General features: G+C 41.8%; 22 protein-coding genes. 10 read left to right on the forward strand and 12 right to left on the reverse strand.

Going from position 1 to position 17,991, the window contains the following annotated elements:
• Positions 1-11: 11 nt before the first annotated feature.
• From BQ2683_RS08245 to BQ2683_RS08275, 7 genes are all read left to right on the forward strand, one after another.
• Positions 12-1,340 carry a lipase family alpha/beta hydrolase gene (locus BQ2683_RS08245; protein ID WP_069988520.1) on the forward strand — a complete coding sequence of 443 codons (1,329 nt, stop codon included), beginning with the start codon at positions 12-14 and terminating at the stop codon, positions 1,338-1,340.
• A 29-nt stretch (positions 1,341-1,369) separates the two neighbouring features.
• A complete protein-coding gene (locus BQ2683_RS08250) occupies positions 1,370-2,053 on the forward strand; it encodes a HEAT repeat domain-containing protein (RefSeq protein ID WP_069988521.1) in 684 nt (227 codons plus the stop codon).
• A complete protein-coding gene (locus BQ2683_RS08255) occupies positions 2,047-2,691 on the forward strand; it encodes a hypothetical protein (RefSeq protein ID WP_069988522.1) in 645 nt (214 codons plus the stop codon). Before BQ2683_RS08250 ends, BQ2683_RS08255 begins: the two co-directional genes overlap by 7 nt.
• A 108-nt stretch (positions 2,692-2,799) precedes the next feature.
• Positions 2,800-3,138, forward strand: coding sequence for a hypothetical protein (locus BQ2683_RS08260; RefSeq protein WP_069988523.1), 339 nt, complete (start codon positions 2,800-2,802; stop codon positions 3,136-3,138).
• Between the two features lie 28 nt (positions 3,139-3,166).
• Positions 3,167-4,042, forward strand: coding sequence for a hypothetical protein (locus BQ2683_RS08265; protein ID WP_069988524.1), 876 nt, complete (start codon positions 3,167-3,169; stop codon positions 4,040-4,042).
• 16 nt (positions 4,043-4,058) lie between these two features.
• The gene (gene mutT / locus BQ2683_RS08270) at positions 4,059-4,442 is read left to right on the forward strand and encodes an 8-oxo-dGTP diphosphatase MutT (RefSeq protein WP_069988525.1); all 384 of its coding nucleotides are present in this window, start codon (positions 4,059-4,061) and stop codon (positions 4,440-4,442) included.
• A 443-nt stretch (positions 4,443-4,885) separates the two neighbouring features.
• Positions 4,886-5,785 carry an NAD(P)/FAD-dependent oxidoreductase gene (locus tag BQ2683_RS08275; RefSeq protein ID WP_069988526.1) on the forward strand — a complete coding sequence of 300 codons (900 nt, stop codon included), beginning with the start codon at positions 4,886-4,888 and terminating at the stop codon, positions 5,783-5,785.
• Between the two features lie 519 nt (positions 5,786-6,304).
• Here the strand turns inward: BQ2683_RS08275 and BQ2683_RS08280 are convergent.
• Complete coding sequence (locus BQ2683_RS08280; protein WP_069988527.1) at positions 6,305-6,649, reverse strand: helix-turn-helix domain-containing protein; 345 nt, start codon at positions 6,647-6,649, stop codon at positions 6,305-6,307.
• Between the two features lie 88 nt (positions 6,650-6,737).
• Positions 6,738-7,088: a helix-turn-helix domain-containing protein gene (locus BQ2683_RS08285; protein ID WP_069988528.1), complete on the reverse strand. Its 351-nt coding sequence runs from the start codon at positions 7,086-7,088 to the stop codon at positions 6,738-6,740.
• A 175-nt stretch (positions 7,089-7,263) separates the two neighbouring features.
• Here BQ2683_RS08285 and BQ2683_RS13390 point away from each other — a divergent pair, with 175 nt between their 5' ends.
• Entirely contained in the window at positions 7,264-7,419 is a 156-nt protein-coding gene (locus BQ2683_RS13390) for a hypothetical protein (protein WP_159427364.1), read from the forward strand.
• A gap of 148 nt (positions 7,420-7,567) precedes the next feature.
• Positions 7,568-8,416, forward strand: coding sequence for an Ada metal-binding domain-containing protein (locus tag BQ2683_RS08290; protein ID WP_069988529.1), 849 nt, complete (start codon positions 7,568-7,570; stop codon positions 8,414-8,416).
• A gap of 47 nt (positions 8,417-8,463) precedes the next feature.
• Here the strand turns inward: BQ2683_RS08290 and BQ2683_RS08295 are convergent, their stop codons facing one another.
• The 6 genes from BQ2683_RS08295 to BQ2683_RS08320 all read right to left on the reverse strand — a co-directional run bounded on the left by BQ2683_RS08295 (position 8,464) and on the right by BQ2683_RS08320 (position 10,987).
• On the reverse strand, positions 8,464-8,784 hold the full coding sequence (locus tag BQ2683_RS08295) for a DUF2442 domain-containing protein (protein ID WP_069988530.1): 321 nt from the start codon (positions 8,782-8,784) through the stop codon (positions 8,464-8,466).
• A 34-nt stretch (positions 8,785-8,818) separates the two neighbouring features.
• Entirely contained in the window at positions 8,819-9,079 is a 261-nt protein-coding gene (locus BQ2683_RS08300) for a DUF4160 domain-containing protein (protein WP_069988531.1), read from the reverse strand.
• Between the two features lie 58 nt (positions 9,080-9,137).
• Positions 9,138-9,656 (reverse strand): flavodoxin domain-containing protein, encoded by a 519-nt coding sequence (locus tag BQ2683_RS08305; protein ID WP_069988532.1) that lies wholly within the window; start codon positions 9,654-9,656, stop codon positions 9,138-9,140.
• The gene (locus tag BQ2683_RS08310) at positions 9,657-10,145 is read right to left on the reverse strand and encodes a MarR family winged helix-turn-helix transcriptional regulator (protein WP_069988533.1); all 489 of its coding nucleotides are present in this window, start codon (positions 10,143-10,145) and stop codon (positions 9,657-9,659) included.
• Positions 10,146-10,228: 83 nt separating this feature from the next.
• Positions 10,229-10,534, reverse strand: a complete 306-nt coding sequence (locus tag BQ2683_RS08315) for a hypothetical protein (protein WP_069988534.1) — start codon at positions 10,532-10,534, stop codon at positions 10,229-10,231.
• A gap of 78 nt (positions 10,535-10,612) precedes the next feature.
• Complete coding sequence (locus tag BQ2683_RS08320) at positions 10,613-10,987, reverse strand: DUF1284 domain-containing protein (RefSeq protein WP_069988535.1); 375 nt, start codon at positions 10,985-10,987, stop codon at positions 10,613-10,615.
• Between the two features lie 1,853 nt (positions 10,988-12,840).
• Between BQ2683_RS08320 and BQ2683_RS08325 the strand changes: the two genes are divergently transcribed.
• On the forward strand, positions 12,841-15,243 hold the full coding sequence (locus BQ2683_RS08325; protein ID WP_069988536.1) for a hypothetical protein: 2,403 nt from the start codon (positions 12,841-12,843) through the stop codon (positions 15,241-15,243).
• Positions 15,244-15,624: 381 nt separating this feature from the next.
• Here BQ2683_RS08325 and BQ2683_RS08330 read toward each other — a convergent pair whose 3' ends face one another.
• From BQ2683_RS08330 to BQ2683_RS13650, 4 genes are read right to left on the reverse strand one after another with little or no spacing between them, the layout of a single operon-like run.
• Positions 15,625-15,873, reverse strand: a complete 249-nt coding sequence (locus tag BQ2683_RS08330; RefSeq protein WP_069988537.1) for a phage holin — start codon at positions 15,871-15,873, stop codon at positions 15,625-15,627.
• Positions 15,863-16,204, reverse strand: a complete 342-nt coding sequence (locus BQ2683_RS08335; protein WP_083256428.1) for a hypothetical protein — start codon at positions 16,202-16,204, stop codon at positions 15,863-15,865. Before BQ2683_RS08335 ends, BQ2683_RS08330 begins: the two co-directional genes overlap by 11 nt.
• Positions 16,201-16,623, reverse strand: coding sequence for a hypothetical protein (locus tag BQ2683_RS08340; protein WP_069988538.1), 423 nt, complete (start codon positions 16,621-16,623; stop codon positions 16,201-16,203). Before BQ2683_RS08340 ends, BQ2683_RS08335 begins: the two co-directional genes overlap by 4 nt.
• 14 nt (positions 16,624-16,637) lie before the next feature.
• Positions 16,638-17,972, reverse strand: coding sequence for a phage tail protein (locus tag BQ2683_RS13650; protein WP_083256429.1), 1,335 nt, complete (start codon positions 17,970-17,972; stop codon positions 16,638-16,640).
• Positions 17,973-17,991 lie beyond the last annotated feature (19 nt).

A 17,991-nucleotide genomic window follows, 5' to 3' on the forward strand; every position in this document is an offset into this window, starting at 1 on the left:
GGAGGAATTCTGTGAAAAATCTGGTAAGGATTTTGTACATCATTCTTATTTCCATGATAGTAAATTGTGTTTTCTTTCTGGTAGAATGGAAACTTTGGTACCTTCTACCGCTTTTGTTGCTGTTTTTTCTTTTTGTCAATGTATTCCCTTCTATCCACAATTTTAAAGTTCCCACCTTTCGGCTCCGGATTGCGGCAGATGGGGCGGAACTGTTAATCTTATTTTTGGCGACCTCTGTGGTATCCGGCGTGTACCACATTGTAATGGCGTTCCAGCTGTTTCCAAGCCACTGGCTGGTTTGGGTGGTGAGCGCGTTGGTTGCCATTTTAACCGAGAGCATCCTGTTTTGGAACGGGATTATCCGTGTTTACTGCACCTCCCTACAGCTGGGAATCCGAAGGAGGGTGATTGGGATTGTCTGTGGATGGATTCCCATCGCCAATCTGTGGGCGTTATGCAGCATTATCTATGTTGTCTGTTCGGAGGTTTCGTTTGAAACCCAAAAAATGCGGTTAAACCAGCAACGGCAGCAGGAACAAATCTGCCACACAAAATACCCTATTTTATTGGTACACGGGGTATTTTTCCGGGATTTTAAATATCTGAATTATTGGGGAAGGATTCCGGAGGAGCTGAAGAAAAACGGGGCGGTTTTGTTTTATGGGAACCACCATTCCGCTTCTTCGGTACGGGAAAGCGCCTGTGAGCTGACCAAAAGGATTCAGCAAATTGTGGAGGAAACCAAATGCGAAAAGGTGAACATCATCGCCCATTCCAAAGGCGGCTTGGATTGCCGGTACGCCATCAGCCAGATGGGAGCGGCACCCTATGTGGCTTCCCTCACCACAATCAACACTCCGCATCAGGGATGCTTGTTTGTGGATTACCTGCTCAATAAGGTTTCGGTCAAGTTCCAAAACGGAATTGCCTCCAAATATAACAGTACCTTAAAAAGGTTGGGAGATACCTCCCCGGATTTTCTGGCAGCGGTGAACGACCTTTCTTCCAACGCCTGCAAAAACTTAAATGAACAGATGCCCGATTCCCCTCAGGTTTATTACCAGACAGTGGGCTCCAAATTAAACCACGCCATCAGTGGGAAGTTCCCATTGAATTTTTCCTACCCGCTAGTAAAACATTTTGATGGCGGCAATGATGGATTGGTGGCAGAAACCTCTTTCCAGTTCCACAACCATAAACACACCTTTTTAACTACACCGGGCAGCCGTGGAATTTCCCATGGGGATATGATTGACCTGAACCGGGAGAACATCCCAGGTTTTGATGTGCGGGAATTTTATGTGCAGCTGGTGGCAGATTTGAAACAAAATGGGTTTTAACGGATGGATTCCCCAAGGAGGAAAAAGAAATGGGAAAGCTGTCTTTTTACCAAAAATTAGATCTGATGGACCGTTGGGAAGAACAGCCTAACCTTGCCCAGATGAAACGGTATTGCCCCGCTTTTATCCGGTGTAAAAACGGGGAAGTCCGTTTGCGGACGGCACAGGTGCTGGCGAATGTGGAGGAGGAAAGCCTGCTCCAGCTTTTGTACCCCCTGGTAAATGATCCGGAAGAATTGGTGCGGGTGAATGCCTGTGATTCTTTGGGAAGTTCCAAAAGCCCAGCGTCCTATCAGTTGCTGACAATGAAATTGCAGGATACCCCTTTGGTGCGAAGCTATGTTGTGCTATCGCTGGCAGATATTGCGTTATCACTGGGGGAAAAACTACAAGAAGAATGTTTCCATTTACTGCTGGAACATCTGCAAACGGAGGAAGCTCCAGGGGTAACAATTGGCTGTTACCGGTCGCTCTATCTGTTAAAGCGGGAGGAACGCTATTTGGATTTGCTGTTGCGGAATTTGCGCCATCCGGATTACCGTGTTCGTAGTGCTGGGTTCCATCTGTTGGGCGATATGGTTACTCCTTCCAATTGCCGCAAAATCAAACAGGCGGTGTTGGAGTGCTCCAAGCAGGAAGAAAGTGTTGCCGTTTCCAGCGCGATAAACAATTTCAAAAAAGAGTTTGAATCAAAAGGAGAAAAAATATGGTAGGTGCGAGCATCCGGTTCCTTGTATTTGGAGCCATTTTTGTAGCATTATTGGTGTTGGTTCGGAAATCGAAATGGGTACATAAAAAATGGATGACCATACTGAGCGCTATCCTGGTTCTTGTGTTGTGGTCGGTATCTACGATGTTCCCACCGGAGAACCTTTTTCTTACCTTCCCCACTGCCAGGTCCGCGTATTACTATATGAATATGGACCACATTACAGATGTGTTAGAGGGCGATGAATCCTGTCTGATTCTTTCTATCAAGGGCAGTACCACTGGTATGGAGTTTTTACCAAAAAAATCCAGTGGATATCAGCTCTCCAATCTCACCACAGAACGTAGAATTGGGTCGTACTATCCCAGTACCAAATCGGGAGGATGTTTTATTACCATTTATCAAATCAATCACACAGACGATTATTATATTCTTGGTGATTGGAGAACTGAGAAAAATAACAAATTTGAGCTGTCCGATAACCAGAATTCCGAGTTTTTATTCTATTCAACAGAAATACCCGATGGTACTATAAGCTATTCTTTTTATATGAGCGTCAACAACCTGACAGAGGACTACGAGCTGTATCTGAATGAGGATACCACAATATCGTTTTCTAAGAATGGACTGGAAGCAAAATAAATCGTTCAATATTGCTGGAATAGAGGGGTTGAGGAGATGAGGAAAAAACCGATAGTTCTGATTTTTATACTGTGTACTGTTCTATTTTGTTCAGGGTGCAGCTATTGGGTGAGAGAAGTCAAGTACTATTCACAGAGGGATAATTATGTAAATGCGGTTGGAACAGTGACCCACATTGCTTACAGTGAAGATAATACCAGGTTATATTTGGGCTTTTCGGAATTAACACCAACTTTTGATGATACAGACTTTAAAATTGTTGGAGAAAATTTACGAATAGCACAGGATAACGGCATTGATACAAAAATAAAAATAGGCGATCAAGTTGAGTTTATCACAGCACCAAGATATTTTTATGATGGATATGTAATGCCTATTGTTGCGATATCCGTAAATGGTGAATGCTTATTGGAATTTGAAGAAGGATTTGGAAATTTTTTCAAATAGATTATGAAACATGGGGGGTAAACAGTAGATGGGAGTATGGGGACCAGCGATTTTATCGGATGATGTGGCATGTGATATTCGGGATGAATATCATGCACTATTAATGATAGGAAAAACCAGTGAGGAAGCAACCCAATATTTACTGGAAACCGATTACCCGGAAATTCAGGGTACAGAGGATGAAACGGTATTCTGGCTGGCATTGGCGCTGAGCCAATGGAAAAAGGGGCGATTATTGCCCGAAGTAAAACAGCAGGCGATTGCGATTATTGATGCTGGCACCGATTTAGAGCGATGGCAACAGGATGAAAAATTATTAAAAAAGAGGATAACGGTCTTACAAAAACTAAAAGACACCTTAAATTCCCCTATGCCGGCAGCGAAAAAAATGAGGCCACCATCTGTATGGCATTCTCCTTGGGCGGTGGGGGATTTGCTGGCGTACCAAATTACAAATCCAACAATCCTTTATCCAGAGTTCCTTCATAAGTATGTTTTGTTGAGGGTCATTAAAATCAGAAAAATTCCTTTTCTTTCTAGTATGGATACTCCATGGCATGATGAATCTATTTTAGTAGGGTTATACCAATGGTATGGGGATGAAATCCCAAATGCAGATATTGTGAATCAATTGGAGTATGCTGTAATAGGGGAAAATGATGTAATCTTTCGTGGGAAATGTACGGAAACTTGTATGGAATTATGTATCTATAGTAATCGGGAATTGAAACAATATCCGATCCAGTGTATTGGACAGGATGCTTCCTACCAAAAAGGAATATCACCTTTTTTCCACACAAATTATTGGGAATATGGACTCCATACATTGATTTCGTTAGACCATACCATTTGTTCAGCACTGCATCGGTATTTTCCTGAAGCGGGTCAAGGGAACAAGGATTAGAAAGGAAGTGGAATGGATGAAAACAATACAAGTGGCGGCGGCAGTGATCCAAAAAGAGGGGCGCATTTTTGCCACGCAAAGGGGATATGGCAAATGGAAAGGCTGGTGGGAATTTCCCGGCGGGAAGATAGAGCCAGGGGAAACACCGGAACAAGCCCTGAAACGTGAAATCAAAGAGGAGCTAAACACCGTTGTACAGGTAGGGGAACTGGCGGATGTGATCGAATACGATTATCCGGATTGTCACCTAACGATGTACTGTTATTTTTGCCAGGTGGTTTCGGGGAATCTGGAACTGCTGGAACACGAATCCGCCCGCTGGCTGGCAAAAGGGGAATTGGATACAGTCAACTGGCTTCCGGCGGATATTGATTTTATCCAGAAGCTAAAAAATGGATAAAACCCTCCAATTCAGGAAAAATAGAAAAAAGGATAAAATAGTTATTATTTAAAATAATAACTATTTTTATTTTTGCCTGGAAACAGTTGACTTTTCTTGCTTTGTGTTGTAAGCTATTAATCATAGGAAATAATACTGATTTTTGAAATACAGGATTCTATTTTGTTTCGTGGGGTAGTAATATTTGCGGAAGAAAGCAATCATTCCGATTTGAGATTGCCAAGGAAGATAAAATGTTCCGCCTTGTAAGTGTTGATATAGTCTATGAAAGCTTTGAACTGTACGGCTATAAAATAGTATCCATATGAGGCTCAACGAAACCAATTTGTATTTCGTTGGATTCTACCACATATTTTGTGTACCAAACATAACAAAATTCAGTTTATCTATGAGGAAACATATGACGTAATCCAATAACGATAGATTTAAAAGGAGGTTGTAACATGTACGATATTGTGATTATTGGAGCTGGCCCAGCGGGAATTAGCGCTGCTATTTATGCTGTGAGTAGGGGGAAATCCACTTTGCTCATCGAGAAAGAGCAGGTAGGCGGGTTAATCGGAAAAGTATCCACTGTAACCCATTATTCCGCTTTGGTGGAGCCGGAAACCGGGGAAACCTTCGCAGAACGGTTAAAATCCCAGGCTTTGGGCGCTGGCGTGAAAATTGTCGATGAGGAAGTGCTTTCGGTTACCCTGGAAAGCGATATCAAAGAGATTGTCACCAATAAAGATTATTACCAATCCCGCACAGTAATCCTCGCCAACGGGACTACTGCCAGAACCTTAGGGATTCCTGGGGAAGCGGAATTCAAAGGCAAGGGAATTGGCATGAATGCCGCAAAGGACGGCGCAGCTTATGCTGGAAAAAACGTATATGTGGTTGGCGGCGCCGACGGAGCAATCAAAGAGGCGATTTACCTTTCCAAACTGGCGAAAAAGGTAACCATCATCCATTTTGAGGAGAAACTGGGGGCGATTCCAGAGTTCCTGAACAAAGTAAAAGCAAGCCCAAATATGGAAGTCTGTCTGAACTCCCGCTTAACCAGAGTTTCCGGAAAGGACTGTGTGGATACCTTGGAGATTACTTCGGAAAAAACAGGGGAAAAACGGGTCATTCAAGATCCTGGCTGTGGTATTTTTGTTTATGCTGGTTCCACCCCAAACACCGAGATGTATTCCGAGTTAAAATTGCAGGATGGCTTTATCCCGGTGAATGAAAAGATGCAAACAGCCCTGCCCGGCGTGTATGCCGCAGGGGACATCTGTGTAAAACAGGTGCGTCAGGTGGCAACCGCTGTTGCGGATGGCGCGATTGCGGCAATTAATGCTGCCATGGAATAAAAAAGAAAAAACAGCTCTACCTTTTTCGGTAGGGCTGTTTTGTTGTATGAAATGATATGGTTTAAAAAATCCCTTACAAAAAATAAAATTCCTACCATTTATAACAGCAGGAATAGAAGAAATATACAAAGAAGTTCATAACAAGTAGAAATATGTTAATGCTGTAAGAAAACTTGCAGCATTTGTGTGTTCAACAAGTCCCAGCCTGTTATATGAGCTAGCACAGAGAAAGAAGATTCCTCTTAGCCAACTGCTTTCTTTTGGTATAATTCCATTATACAACATTTTTTCAAATAATACAAGAAATAATATCAAAAATATGCACAAAATATTTATATAATTTTTATACTAGTTATACAAAATTAACGTTATTTTGTTTGAAACAGGTGTAATGTTTGAAATTTTTTGAAAAGCATAAAAAATAGGGAGCCACAGAGTGACTCCCCAGACGCAGTCCGAAAACATACGACGCATTTGATTCTTATGATACAATAATCATTGAAAAATGTCAATTCATTTTTATTTGGATCCCCTTAAAAAGCGGGCAATAATCTGGCGTTCTGTGGCATCCAAGGTGAGGAAATCCTGAATGAATTCCTGTTCCAGTTCGTCTAGCTTGAATTCTTGGGCTAACTGTTCCATCAATGGGCTTGGGAACTCCCGTAACATTTCTCCTGTGCCGTTGTATAGCCAATCAGGGTTTACGTTAAACTCATTGCAAATTGCTTTTGCCATCTGGTCTGTAACTGCCCTATCACCCTTTTCAATCCGTGAAATAGCTGGTCCAGTCACGCATAATTTTTTGCCAAATTGGCTTTGGCTTAGATGCAAGGCTTTTCTCAATTCTTTTACACGTTGATTCATGGTAGCGCCTCCTTTTATAACCATAATATCACAAAAAACGACAAAGAACAACAAAAAATAAAGCAGGAAGCTGGTTTGCTTTCTGCTTTTATTGGTTTATGGAGCCTCGTAGGAACTTAGTAATCATTTGGCGTTGTTCTTTATCCAGAGTGATAAAATCTTTTACCAGTTGTTTTTCCATATCGTCAAGGTCAAATTCCGCTGATAATTGGTCTAACAGAGTGGTGGGGAATTCTTGAAACATCTCACCGGCTCCATGAATCAACCATTCTTGGTTTACTCGAAATTCATTGCAAATGGATTTTGCCATTTGTACCGTTAATTTTCGTTCTCCTGTTTCTATTTTAGAAATAGCTGCGGGAGTCACACCTAACCTTTTTCCAAAATCACTTTGGTTTAATTTTAATTCTTTTCGTAACTGTTTTACTCTTTGATTCATAGTTTCCTCCCATTATTGTATTTGATTATAGCATATCATAATAAATTGGCAAGGTCAATGTTTTAATTAAAAAAGTATTGATTTTTTAGACAATAGATATTATAATATAAACATAGTTTAAATTTAAAATAAACAAAGGATATCAATTTAATATGGTTATATAGGAGGAAATATTATGACCAATGTAAAAGAAGAATTTCAGGAAGCATGGGAAATATGTAAGCTGTTAAAAACCATTCCTATTGAGGATAAGCTCCGCTTGCAGGGCATGATGATGCTATTAAAAGAACAAAACAAAGAAAAAACCAAAAACAGCCAACAGCCCAAATAGCCGTTGTTACGTAAAACATACATACAATCCCTTTTTTTCCATTATCATTTGTAAATTGAGGGAATTCGACAAATTTTTCTGTAATTTGGGATTAAACTAGATTACATCATAGGACATATTTTAATTGTCATAAAAGGAGATTGTATTGATGAAACAATTACAGACAAGAATTTTTTCAGCCATTGCGGTTTTATTATCGGTTTGTTTTGTGTTTGTGGGTTGTGAGCTACCAAAAAGGGAGCTAACCAACCTTACTTTCACCGTAACATCCGAAACACTGGAAGTTGGGGACACCACTGAGTTTGACGTGGAAACAACCCCAACGGGGATTATACTAAAACATTTGGAGTATCAGTCCGACGATACGGACATCGTTACCATCAACCAGGATGAAATTTCTGCTGTAGGAGAAGGGACAACCACGGTTTCCGTGTCTATTACAACGGAAAAAGGTAAAATTGTCAGCAATAAGGTTTCTATCACTGTAACAGACCCTGAAAAAGACAAATTGCGCCAGCAAGCACAATCAGTTTCCCAGGCAATTGGAACCATTGGGGAAGTGACGCTGGATTCCGAACCGACCATTGCGGCGGCACGGGAAAAATGGAATGAGCTTCCTGAAGAAGCAAAACAGTTTGTAACCAATTCGGAGACCTTAACCCAAGCGGAAACCGCATTACAAAGCTTAAAAGACCAAAAAGCGGCGGAAGAAGCTGCCGCAGCGGAAGCCGCCAGACAACAGGAAGAACAAAGGAAACAACAAGAGCAGCAGGCACAGCGACAACAACCGGCAGCGCAGCAACCTAAAAATACGCCAACAGCGCCATCCGCACCCGCTTCTACCGAGACCTATATTTTAAATACCAATACAAAAAAGTTCCATCGCTCCAGTTGTGGCGATATCAAAAAAATGAAAGATTCCAACAAGGCAACCGCATCCAGCAGGGAAGAAGCCATTGCCAAAGGGTATTCCCCCTGTAAACACTGCAACCCATAAAATAGGAACAGGGCTGTATAAACAGCCCTGTTCCTATTTTTTATCCGTTATGCCTCTGTTGCGGCAAAAGGGTCAGCAACAGGAGGTTGTTTAAAAATTGCGATTGGGTCAAGGTCAATACAGTTTTGTTCATCTCTATTACCTCCCATATCCCAAGCGATAGTTTGGTTGATTACAGCCAGTTTTTCCTTAAATATATGGATATCCTCTAGTGGTGCGAATACTGTATCCGGTTTTATGAACGGCTTTATATTCACTAATCGGATAGAACCATCATTAAAATAAGCATAAACCTGGTAATCATCTGTTGGGATTACCTGTAATACAGAAGGAAAAAAACGGGTGTAGTCAAGATTACTATGGTTCATTTTGCTCCCCCTTCCTTTGGATTAGAACAATAACTTAGATTAATGGGTTAATTCTATTTAAAGGTTTTCCATCCTTCGCTAGTTCCCAGTTTTGCATTAATTCATCTTTATGGATTTCACACCAGGCAAGCACTAATTTTAACTGTTTGTTTGGTAGATAACCTTGGTCAATAACAGCGTCTTGAATACGTACGCTAGCTTTAAATTCTGCATATTCTACATGGAAATGTGGTGGATTATGTTCTTTCCAATTCATTGTAATACGAATACCATAAAAAAGGCTGATTTCAGGCATATGTTTTCACCCCTTTAATTCTACTACAATTATACCATAATATATTTCTTTTTTATTGTCAAGGATTTTTGCAATACTCCAGCAGGGGAAAGAGATAATCTGGGCTAACCCAGGAGCATTTTTCTCCGGCGGACACCAAGGCGGCTTCCCACGGCTCGTAGGTAGAGGGGTCTTTTTTGGCAACCATTTTTTTCAGCATCCGGCACATGGTACGGTCTTTCCAGGACATACGTCCTTCATCCCAGGCGCCCCGCCCATAAAATAGGGGAATATCCTCCAGACCGCCTTTCAGGTTGCGTTGTTTTAGGGCATCCATTGCTTTTTCCTCGTAGGGGGAAGCCCCCACCGCGAAGATGGCAACCCGCTTTCCCGCAAGCTGTAAAAGGTTTTTCTTCAAAAAGGAAATCCCTCCAATACCGTTGGCATAAACCCCGCCACAAAATAGGATGGTATCATACTGTCCCAGCCCTGTAACGTGGCGAACGTCCATCGCTTCACATCCCAACTGCTGGGCAAGCATCTGGGCATACTGTTCTGCCGCCCCGTATTTGGAACGGTAAATAACAATCGCCTTCATTTAATTTCCTCCTCTAATTTCCTTTTCAAATAGCTCCATGCCGTGGTACAACCTCATGAAAAGCTGGAAGAACTGCTTCAATTCCTCGTCGGTATAAGACAGGAACAGGCTTTTTAGCATTTTTTGATGCAATATCTGGATATCATCAAAATACTCCCAAAACAGTTTGGTGGGCAATATTCTTGCCGCTCTGGAGTCTTTCTCAGATGAAACCACCTGCACCAGCCCTTTTTCCTCCAAGGTAGCAACCAGCTTTTTGGCGTTCTGGCGAGAATATCCCATTAGTTTTCCAGCCTGGGTATAGGTAAGCCCTTCTTTCTCTTCTTTAATCATGGTCATCAGCACAAACTGCTTTAACGTTACTTCCGAGTCAAACTGGCTAAATAGCGTTTGTAGCTGGTTGTTCAGAATCACCAAAGAACCAAACAGCGCTTTTACTTGTTTTTCCCTTGTATCGCTAAACTGTTGGATGAGATCTGAGCGTTCCATAAAAATTCCTTCTCTCTTTTCAAAACGGATTATCTGCTAATATTAGTATAACAACCAATCTGTTTTTCTGTCAAGATAGTGGATTATTTTGGTGCCAGACGTCGATAGGGGCAATACATACCATGGCGTAGGCAGATGGCGATTTGTTTGCCGCAGTCCGTCCGCCAGACGCATTTTTTGGCCGTGCAGATATCCTTTGTAGTGGGCCATTTTGGCTGGGGCTTTTCCTTTTTTGGCAGCGGGATGATATTGGGGCGGGTCAGGCGCTTTAAGGTTAAATTGACTAGCCCAATGGATACCCCGAACATCTGGGCGAATTCCCGCTGCTTGTACTGGTTGATGTGCTCTTTCATAAACTGCTGTTGTTGTTCAGTCAGCTTGCTGCCCATTGAGATTCCTCCTTTGGTGTTACTGCCCTTATTATACTCGGGTTTTTCCCGCTTCGGCAGTGGCAAAGGGGGGCAATATCAATCGCCTTTGCTGGAACAGATGGAATCCCATTCACAATCAGCGCACACCTGTTTTCTTTTTCCTTGCTGTAGGATATTTTGGTTTACTAGGCAAAAAAATTCCTGCCAGGTGATCCGCTGGCCCGGCTGTAGTTGGCAGAGTTCCAGAACCTTCCGGTCAAACGTCGTTACCTTGTCCGCCTGGGTACAGGCGCCGTTTTGGTTATTGGGGCAGTGGGAACAAATCTCGTCCGTCTCCTGTACCAGTTGGATGGTAGCCTGCTTCAGGTTGGCGATGGTCTGTTCCATATGGCGGACAAATTCTGGGCTGTAGCCCTTTCCTTCAAAAAATGCGATGCACAGCCCGTGATGGGGCCGGATCTTGTATTCCATGTGATACCTCCTGTTACGCTGGGAACCAGATTTGCTTTTTCAGCGGATGGATTCCCGTTTTAAGACGCAAAGTTTATATGGATTTTGGATGGTTTGATACCGAGCCAAAAAAATGGTGGGCGTCTTTTCTATGTTTATTGTACCGGATGGAAAATAGTTTTTCAATCCTTGACAAATTTTTTATGGAATCCAAATGTTAGCGGCATTTTTGCACAACGACATAGATTATTTCCCATTTCTAATCCAATCGGGGATATCGTTTTTTGTATTGATTTTCCATGAGATGGTGGTGATTGGGCACTTATTTATCTGTTGCCAGCGATACTGGGAGGCAGATTCCATCTAGTTCGCTATGCCAATCAGCGAATTGTTTGTGACAATAGCGATAGTATACCGGGTAGCTTGGTGGCTCGTTCCTGTTAAAATGCACAAAGTTTCGATGATTTTTTTGGATTCGCTCCTTTTTGGCGCGAAAATAAAGTAAAAAAAACGAAAACAAAAAAGAATTTCGTCGAAAAATAGATAAAAATGTAATAAAAAGGCTAAATTACAGATATTGTTTTTTGGAGAAAACTATGCTATACTAAAGATGGTTCTAATAATAACCGATGTTATTGGAACCAAGAAGATGTTATCTTAAGTTTTTTATTTTTGGAGAAGAACAGCTTCCTAAGGGGAAAGGGGAGGCTGTTTTTCTCTTTGTCTATAAAAGGATATCTGCCCATGGTAAAACAAATTGGTTTGCATTTTCACTTATATTTTATTGGCTAACATGGAGCGGTCAAAGTTCATTTTTGCAAATTTGTGTATTATATACAAAAAATAATGGGAATCTTTTTCCATTATTTTGATGGAACCCCCTTGCATTCTTTCACAAAATATAGTAATATATAAATGTGTTCGATATGATCTATATGTTTTTTAATACATGTTTTTTCGCAAGAAAACATGTAAGAGGAATCATTAATTTACAAAATAGCCAGCCCTTGATCGGTTTAAAAGGGCTGGCTATTTTTTTGTTGATTAGGGAAATCACCGGCATAGCCAGTGGAGATGCCCCATAAAAAAGCTTTCGCTTCAAGTATCAAGCGAAGCGAGCTACTAACAAGCAATCTAGCAAGTTCATACAAGCTCGGAAAGAAGCATAAGTGCCCGTTTACGGGCGGCGGAACAGTAGATGCAAGAGAAAGAATGTTCAGTGCTTTAGATGCCCGCCAGTAAAATGCCCTTCTATGGCGTAATCAAGCCTCCAGCTTAGCCGGAGGTCATGACTATAAACTTCCCGACTATCCCTGCTGATCGGATGTTCAGTAAAGTGGGTACCGATGAAATGCGGGGATATATTTCTTTAACATTGGAGTAGAGTTTGAGTATATGCAGTAGAATATGGAACTTCATTTTGCTGGCTTCCGATTACACCAAAAAATAGGGAAGAAAGGAAATAAACGCCTAACTCAGCGTGATGTTCCCATACTTCCATCGAGCTGGGGGATTTTTATAGTGGGTTTCTGTTATCTGAATCATAAAAATACAGTTTAGAAAAGTGGGGATTCGCAGCAGTGATAGAACCTTTTCGGAAAAGCCATACCCATTATATAAAAAGGAAGGAATCCTGAATCAAATAAAATCTGTTTTTTCAATATAAGAGCAGATCCTTTTCTAGAAAACAGAAAAATGAAATCAAGATGGAAATGGAGGGTTACCATTAAACTGCGTTGATTCCCAATCTTAACGAAAATGATTGACTTTTTAAGAAAGAATATTATAATAATATTGTAACAATATCGTCACAAATATTAGGATATTTCATATTTTTGTTACAAAATATAAATCGTAAGGAGATGTTTATTCCAATGAAAAAGGTTGTTTCTTTTTTGCTCATGGTGACTCTTTTCCTGTGGTCATTGCCGGTATTTAGCGTGTCTGCGTACACGATGCCGGATGTAGAAGTGGATACTATTCCCGCAATTGAAGAATATGAGCAGAGTCTTACCCCCTCTGTGTGGGTAGGCGGTGAAAAAATAAGCGTTGGCGATACTATCCGCTTTGCACAAGGAGGGTCCGCTACAATGACCCAAGTGGATGGCGTGTATACTTTAACCTTGGACAACGCGAAAATTACCAGCGATATTTCCTTTACACCGGATGAAATTCTTAAAATGCTTGGCTTATCCAACCAAGAGGTTACAAAACAATTTCAAGACAGTAATACAATTTCTTTTGGCTTATTGAGTAATATTCCATTACATATTGTGGTAAATGGGGATTGTTCGATTGTTGATGTGGATTATGCTTTGATGTTTGTCCCTGTTTTCCGCGGGAAAATGGTTTTTTCTGGAGATCATTTGACTCTTAGCGGCACAGAGTATTCTTTTTTGGGGTTAGACGATGGGTTGGCAGAATATGAGAGTATCCTTTTGGATTATCTTTGCAATGGTTCCGCACCAGAGGATTTCACAGAGGAAGAATATAACTGGGTGATGGAACAGTTTGATAAGTTGTACGAAAAAATAGTAGGGCAGTATATGGGGGTAGAAATTGCTGATGGGATGCGCCTAACACTGGCTCCTACGAAACATGTGGAGAATGAAACACGGATTACAGCAGTTTGCTATTTCCCTATCTATTTACATGGTGTTTTAGAAGGTAACTTGGATGATATAGAAAATAGTGGGTTTTATTTATTGTTGTCACAGCTATATAACTATGGCACATTAGATATTAGAGGAAATCAACTAAATCCATGTTTTAACCGTATCAAAAATTTTGAAAACCATGGTACCGCAAATATTCTGATCAATGATACTTTATCTGTTTCAAATCTCCATCAGGTCGAGGGTGTCCTTTCTGTGGAAAGTGAATTGGTTGAAATTCGCCAAACAGCGACTTTTTCTGGTGGAAAAACCAATGTTGTGGGAAAATTACAAGCAGATAATCTTTCAATCACTGGTGGAGATTTAACTGTATTTGCACCAGGAGATACTGGTACTGCGTTAAATGCGATGAAAAAGTTTGATATGTCCGGCGGTACTGTAACCGCAACTGCTGCGGATTATGGCGTTTATGTTGGTAGTAGTTCGGATATGTATTCGGAACCAGGCGATTATATGCACGTTTCCGGAGGCAGCCTTACTGCCACGGCAACAAATTCAATTGGTACTGGGGTATATGCGTTTTGTGGAGAAGATATTTCCATTACCGGAGGCAATCATGTTTTCCGTGGTGGAAACGATTATTTTGGCGCGGTTAAGAAGGCGAGAGATGCAGCTGGATTCTCAGTAAATTGGGCAGACAGTGTGTTGTTGGAAAATGCTACAGTGGATATGGAGGGAGCAATAGGCTTTTCCAGTTCGCTTTCCCCTAAGGTGACTGTGGAAAAAGGTGCCAACATCACTGCCCGTGGTATTATTTCCGGTATTTATGTATATTCTGGCGATTTATATTTAAATGGTGGTACAGTGGATGCTTCCTGTGTTGGAGAAGGGGAACATCGGGCGCCTATTTTGACCGATGACTATCGCTTTACGTCCAGCCCGGATGACCAGTCCTATGGATATATTCACTTAGCGGATTCCTTAACCAAAGTGGATGGCGCAAAAGGCACCACCATACAATCTTCGAACCTTATCATTGATGAAACCTCGTCCCGGTTTATGCAGTTTTTGGGGACAGAGCAAAGTTCTTTGACTTTGGACCCAGTGGACCATGGCGATAGTTATTTCCACTATATAGCAAAAGATATCCCAATGTCGGTTGTGGTAACCGATGGCCATGAACACAGCTATACCGAGCATATCCTGGTTCCTCCTACTGAAGCAGGCGGCGGTTTGGCGGAATATGTTTGCGATGCTTGTGGGGATACCTATCAAACAGCATTGGCACACACACATCTGGGTACTTTGGTTCCTGGCACGCCAGCAACATGTACTGCGGATGGCGTAAAAGATTACTACACCTGTTCTTGTGGCAAATATTTTGAAGACGCCTCCTGTTTGACAGAGATTGTTGATCTGGAAGCATGGAAACTAGGCGATGGTAAGATTGCGAAAACCACACATTTGGATCAAGATAGGGATGGAACTTGTGATGTTTGTGGTACGGCAATAGCACAGGATTCCACATCGGGTTCTGATGTATCCAATTCCCAAACTGGCGAGAACCACAATGCTCTTCTTTGGATGGTATTGCTTTTGGCCAGTGGAATGGTTGTGATGGCAGCGGTTGCTATTACCAAAAAGAAAAGCGCCAACGATTAGGTAGCATCGAAACTCGTATTTTACGGATTATTTTTACCAAAGAAAAACTCCCCCAGTTAAGCGGGTGTGAACCGGGAAACAACAACAGTTTCCCGGAACACTTCTGCTCAACCGGGGGAGTTTTATGTCTTTTTTAATCTGCTTTTTGAAATTGGTCAAGTATTAAAAAAGATGGGAGATAGATTGTATCTTGGTATTACGTGAATGATAAGGAATCAATATTTTGTCTAGAGGACTTTTTTCCTAAGAAATTTTTGCAATCGGAAAAAACAATTTGTAAGTTTTGGTTAACAGAAAAAGATAAAACCGATCACGTCCTGTTTTTATTGGCATAAGAAGTTACAGGTTTGTAAAAACAAATATCACACTTGTTTATGATCCCTATTTTGGAATGGTATAGGACATTGCCTGGGAACTATCCCCAATACCTTGGGTTGTAGGGTCGGTGACAACGCCCAAAGCCACCAGAATATTGATAAGAGCCATAATCGCATCGGTCAACATATTTTGGGTAATGGAAGGGACAATCCCGAACATCCCCAGAATGGTATAAACAAACGTCAAAATTGCGCCGATAAACGCAATCAGGAAAGTTTTGTTTTGCAACCGTACTTTCCAGTTAATTTTCATCGTAATCCACTCCTTCCAGCGTTAACGGCAATTTTTTTACCCGTTGGTACAGTTCCGTTCCAGTGCCGTTTCCGCCTAATTTATGATAGCTTTTGTAAATGTATTCAATGTTTTTTAAGGCGTTGGGGGAAATCTCCCCCTGGCCTAAATGGTATTGGCAAATCAGGTACAAACGGTCATGCAGGATGGCAAGGATGCCCTCCCGCATGGATTCCTGTTCCCGACCCTTTTGCACCAGTTTCCGGTAGCACATCGCGAACATGGCGGTTACCCCGGCGGAGATAACCCCTAAAATAAATTCCACCCAATAGTGCAGGATAAAATCAATCAAATTTCTACTGCCCCTTCAAATTGGCCAATGGTCTGTTCAATTGCATTGTAAATTTCTTCCCTTGGGTCGCCGGTAATTTCAATGGTGTAATTTGTGCTGCCAATATGGCGGGGTTCAAAATCCAGTTTGGATAATTCCTGAATATTTAATCCAGCCAGTTCTTCCCATTCCTCAAAAGGCATACCGGTTTTTTTCTCGTCATACTCCTGTTTTTTTGCTTCCAATTCATAATAACGCTGGATTTTTTCTTTTTTCTCTTCCACTTCCGCTTTTTCCTGGTCGCGGAATGATTGGTCCGCATAGTGGAAAATAGTAAAATGAAGCTGGTTGGTATCGTAATCATAAATTACTTGTTGGATGCGGTGATACTGCCCATCCATCCGTCCATATTCTCCAGTTAATAATTTTGCTAATGCCATAATTGTTTTCCTCCTTAATATTTAATGATGTAGTTTACGGTTAAGTATGGCTGTAAGTTGGTGTGGGATGATCCTCCACCAGTATTCTCACTTTTGGCGCCTTGTGTATAAATGTTACCCGCGCCATCTCCAGCATAGTCAATTCTAGTACTGGTTCCGTTTTCCCCTGCTGTGACAACCTGACCATGATTATGTTGTGGAATCTGGCTAACAGTCAGGGTAACGCTGGTGGAACCCCCATTGTTTCCTAGTGAGGTAAAGGGGGAACTGCCAACGCCAACCGGAACACGCCCTTTTAAATTAGGCAGTGTAAATGTAGTGGAACCATTTCCGCTGCCATATTTGGTGGTAATTTTATTGTATAGGGCACTATAGGTGGTGCGGGATACGGATGAACCATTGCAAAGCAGCCAGCCGGTTGGTGCGGTAGATGTAGTCCAAACAAGGATGGAACCAGGCTGGCAGGCGCCAATATCCGCGGCGGTTAAATTTTGGCTTAAAGGCTTACCATTTACCGTGCGGGTAGTAGGCACAGCATTGACGTCGGTATAGGTAAGGGAAATATCCGAAGATAACGGCTTACTGTTGATGGTGCGTGTATTTGGTACATAGTCGTTGAATTTGTTCATAACGTCACCAAGCTCGGTACCTTCTACGCTTGCCGCTGCATCATTGGCACGTTTGGCGGCACTTTGGGCATTTTGGATTGCGGTATCGGATTTGCTTTTTATGGTGTTAAATTCGGTAACACGGCTGTTTTCCGCATTGACGCGGTTTGTTTCTGCCGCAATCCGGTTGTTTTCGTTTTGGATACGAACGCTTTCCGCACTGCTTCGATTGGATTCATTGGTTTTCCGTTGGGTTTCGGCTTTTACACGTTCTTCCTCTCCGGAAGTTACCTCATCATTCAAATGTTCCATTTCTTCCACAGCGGTTTGGGCTTCTTCCAACACTTTGGAGAGGGAAAGGTATTCATCGCTGCTTTCCAATCGGTCCGGGCTGTATACGCCAGGGTAAACCTCTACCTCAAAGGTTGCGGTGGAAATTTCCGCTTCCCCCTGGTAAAAGGTGATGTCACAATAGCAAATGCCGGATACCGTCAAGCATTGAGGGTCAAGCAGAATAGTGACCAGGTTGCCATTGCGTTCCGCATCCCCTAGCACTTGGGTATTGTCCGGTTTACAGTAGGAGTAGCGGGCTTTTACATCAGAATCAAATTCTGCTGCCACCCCGTTGTTTAAAACCATTGCTTTGACAATACGGGTTTGGTTATCCCATTGTTTGGCTTTTACCCGTTGGTTTTTTCCGATAAGCCCAATATCTAAAATAATTTCTTGAATATGTTGCAAAATAATTCTCCTTCTTTCT

This window comes from Massilioclostridium coli (genome assembly GCF_900095865.1).
GTDB lineage: Bacteria > Bacillota > Clostridia > Oscillospirales > Ruminococcaceae > Massilioclostridium > Massilioclostridium facile.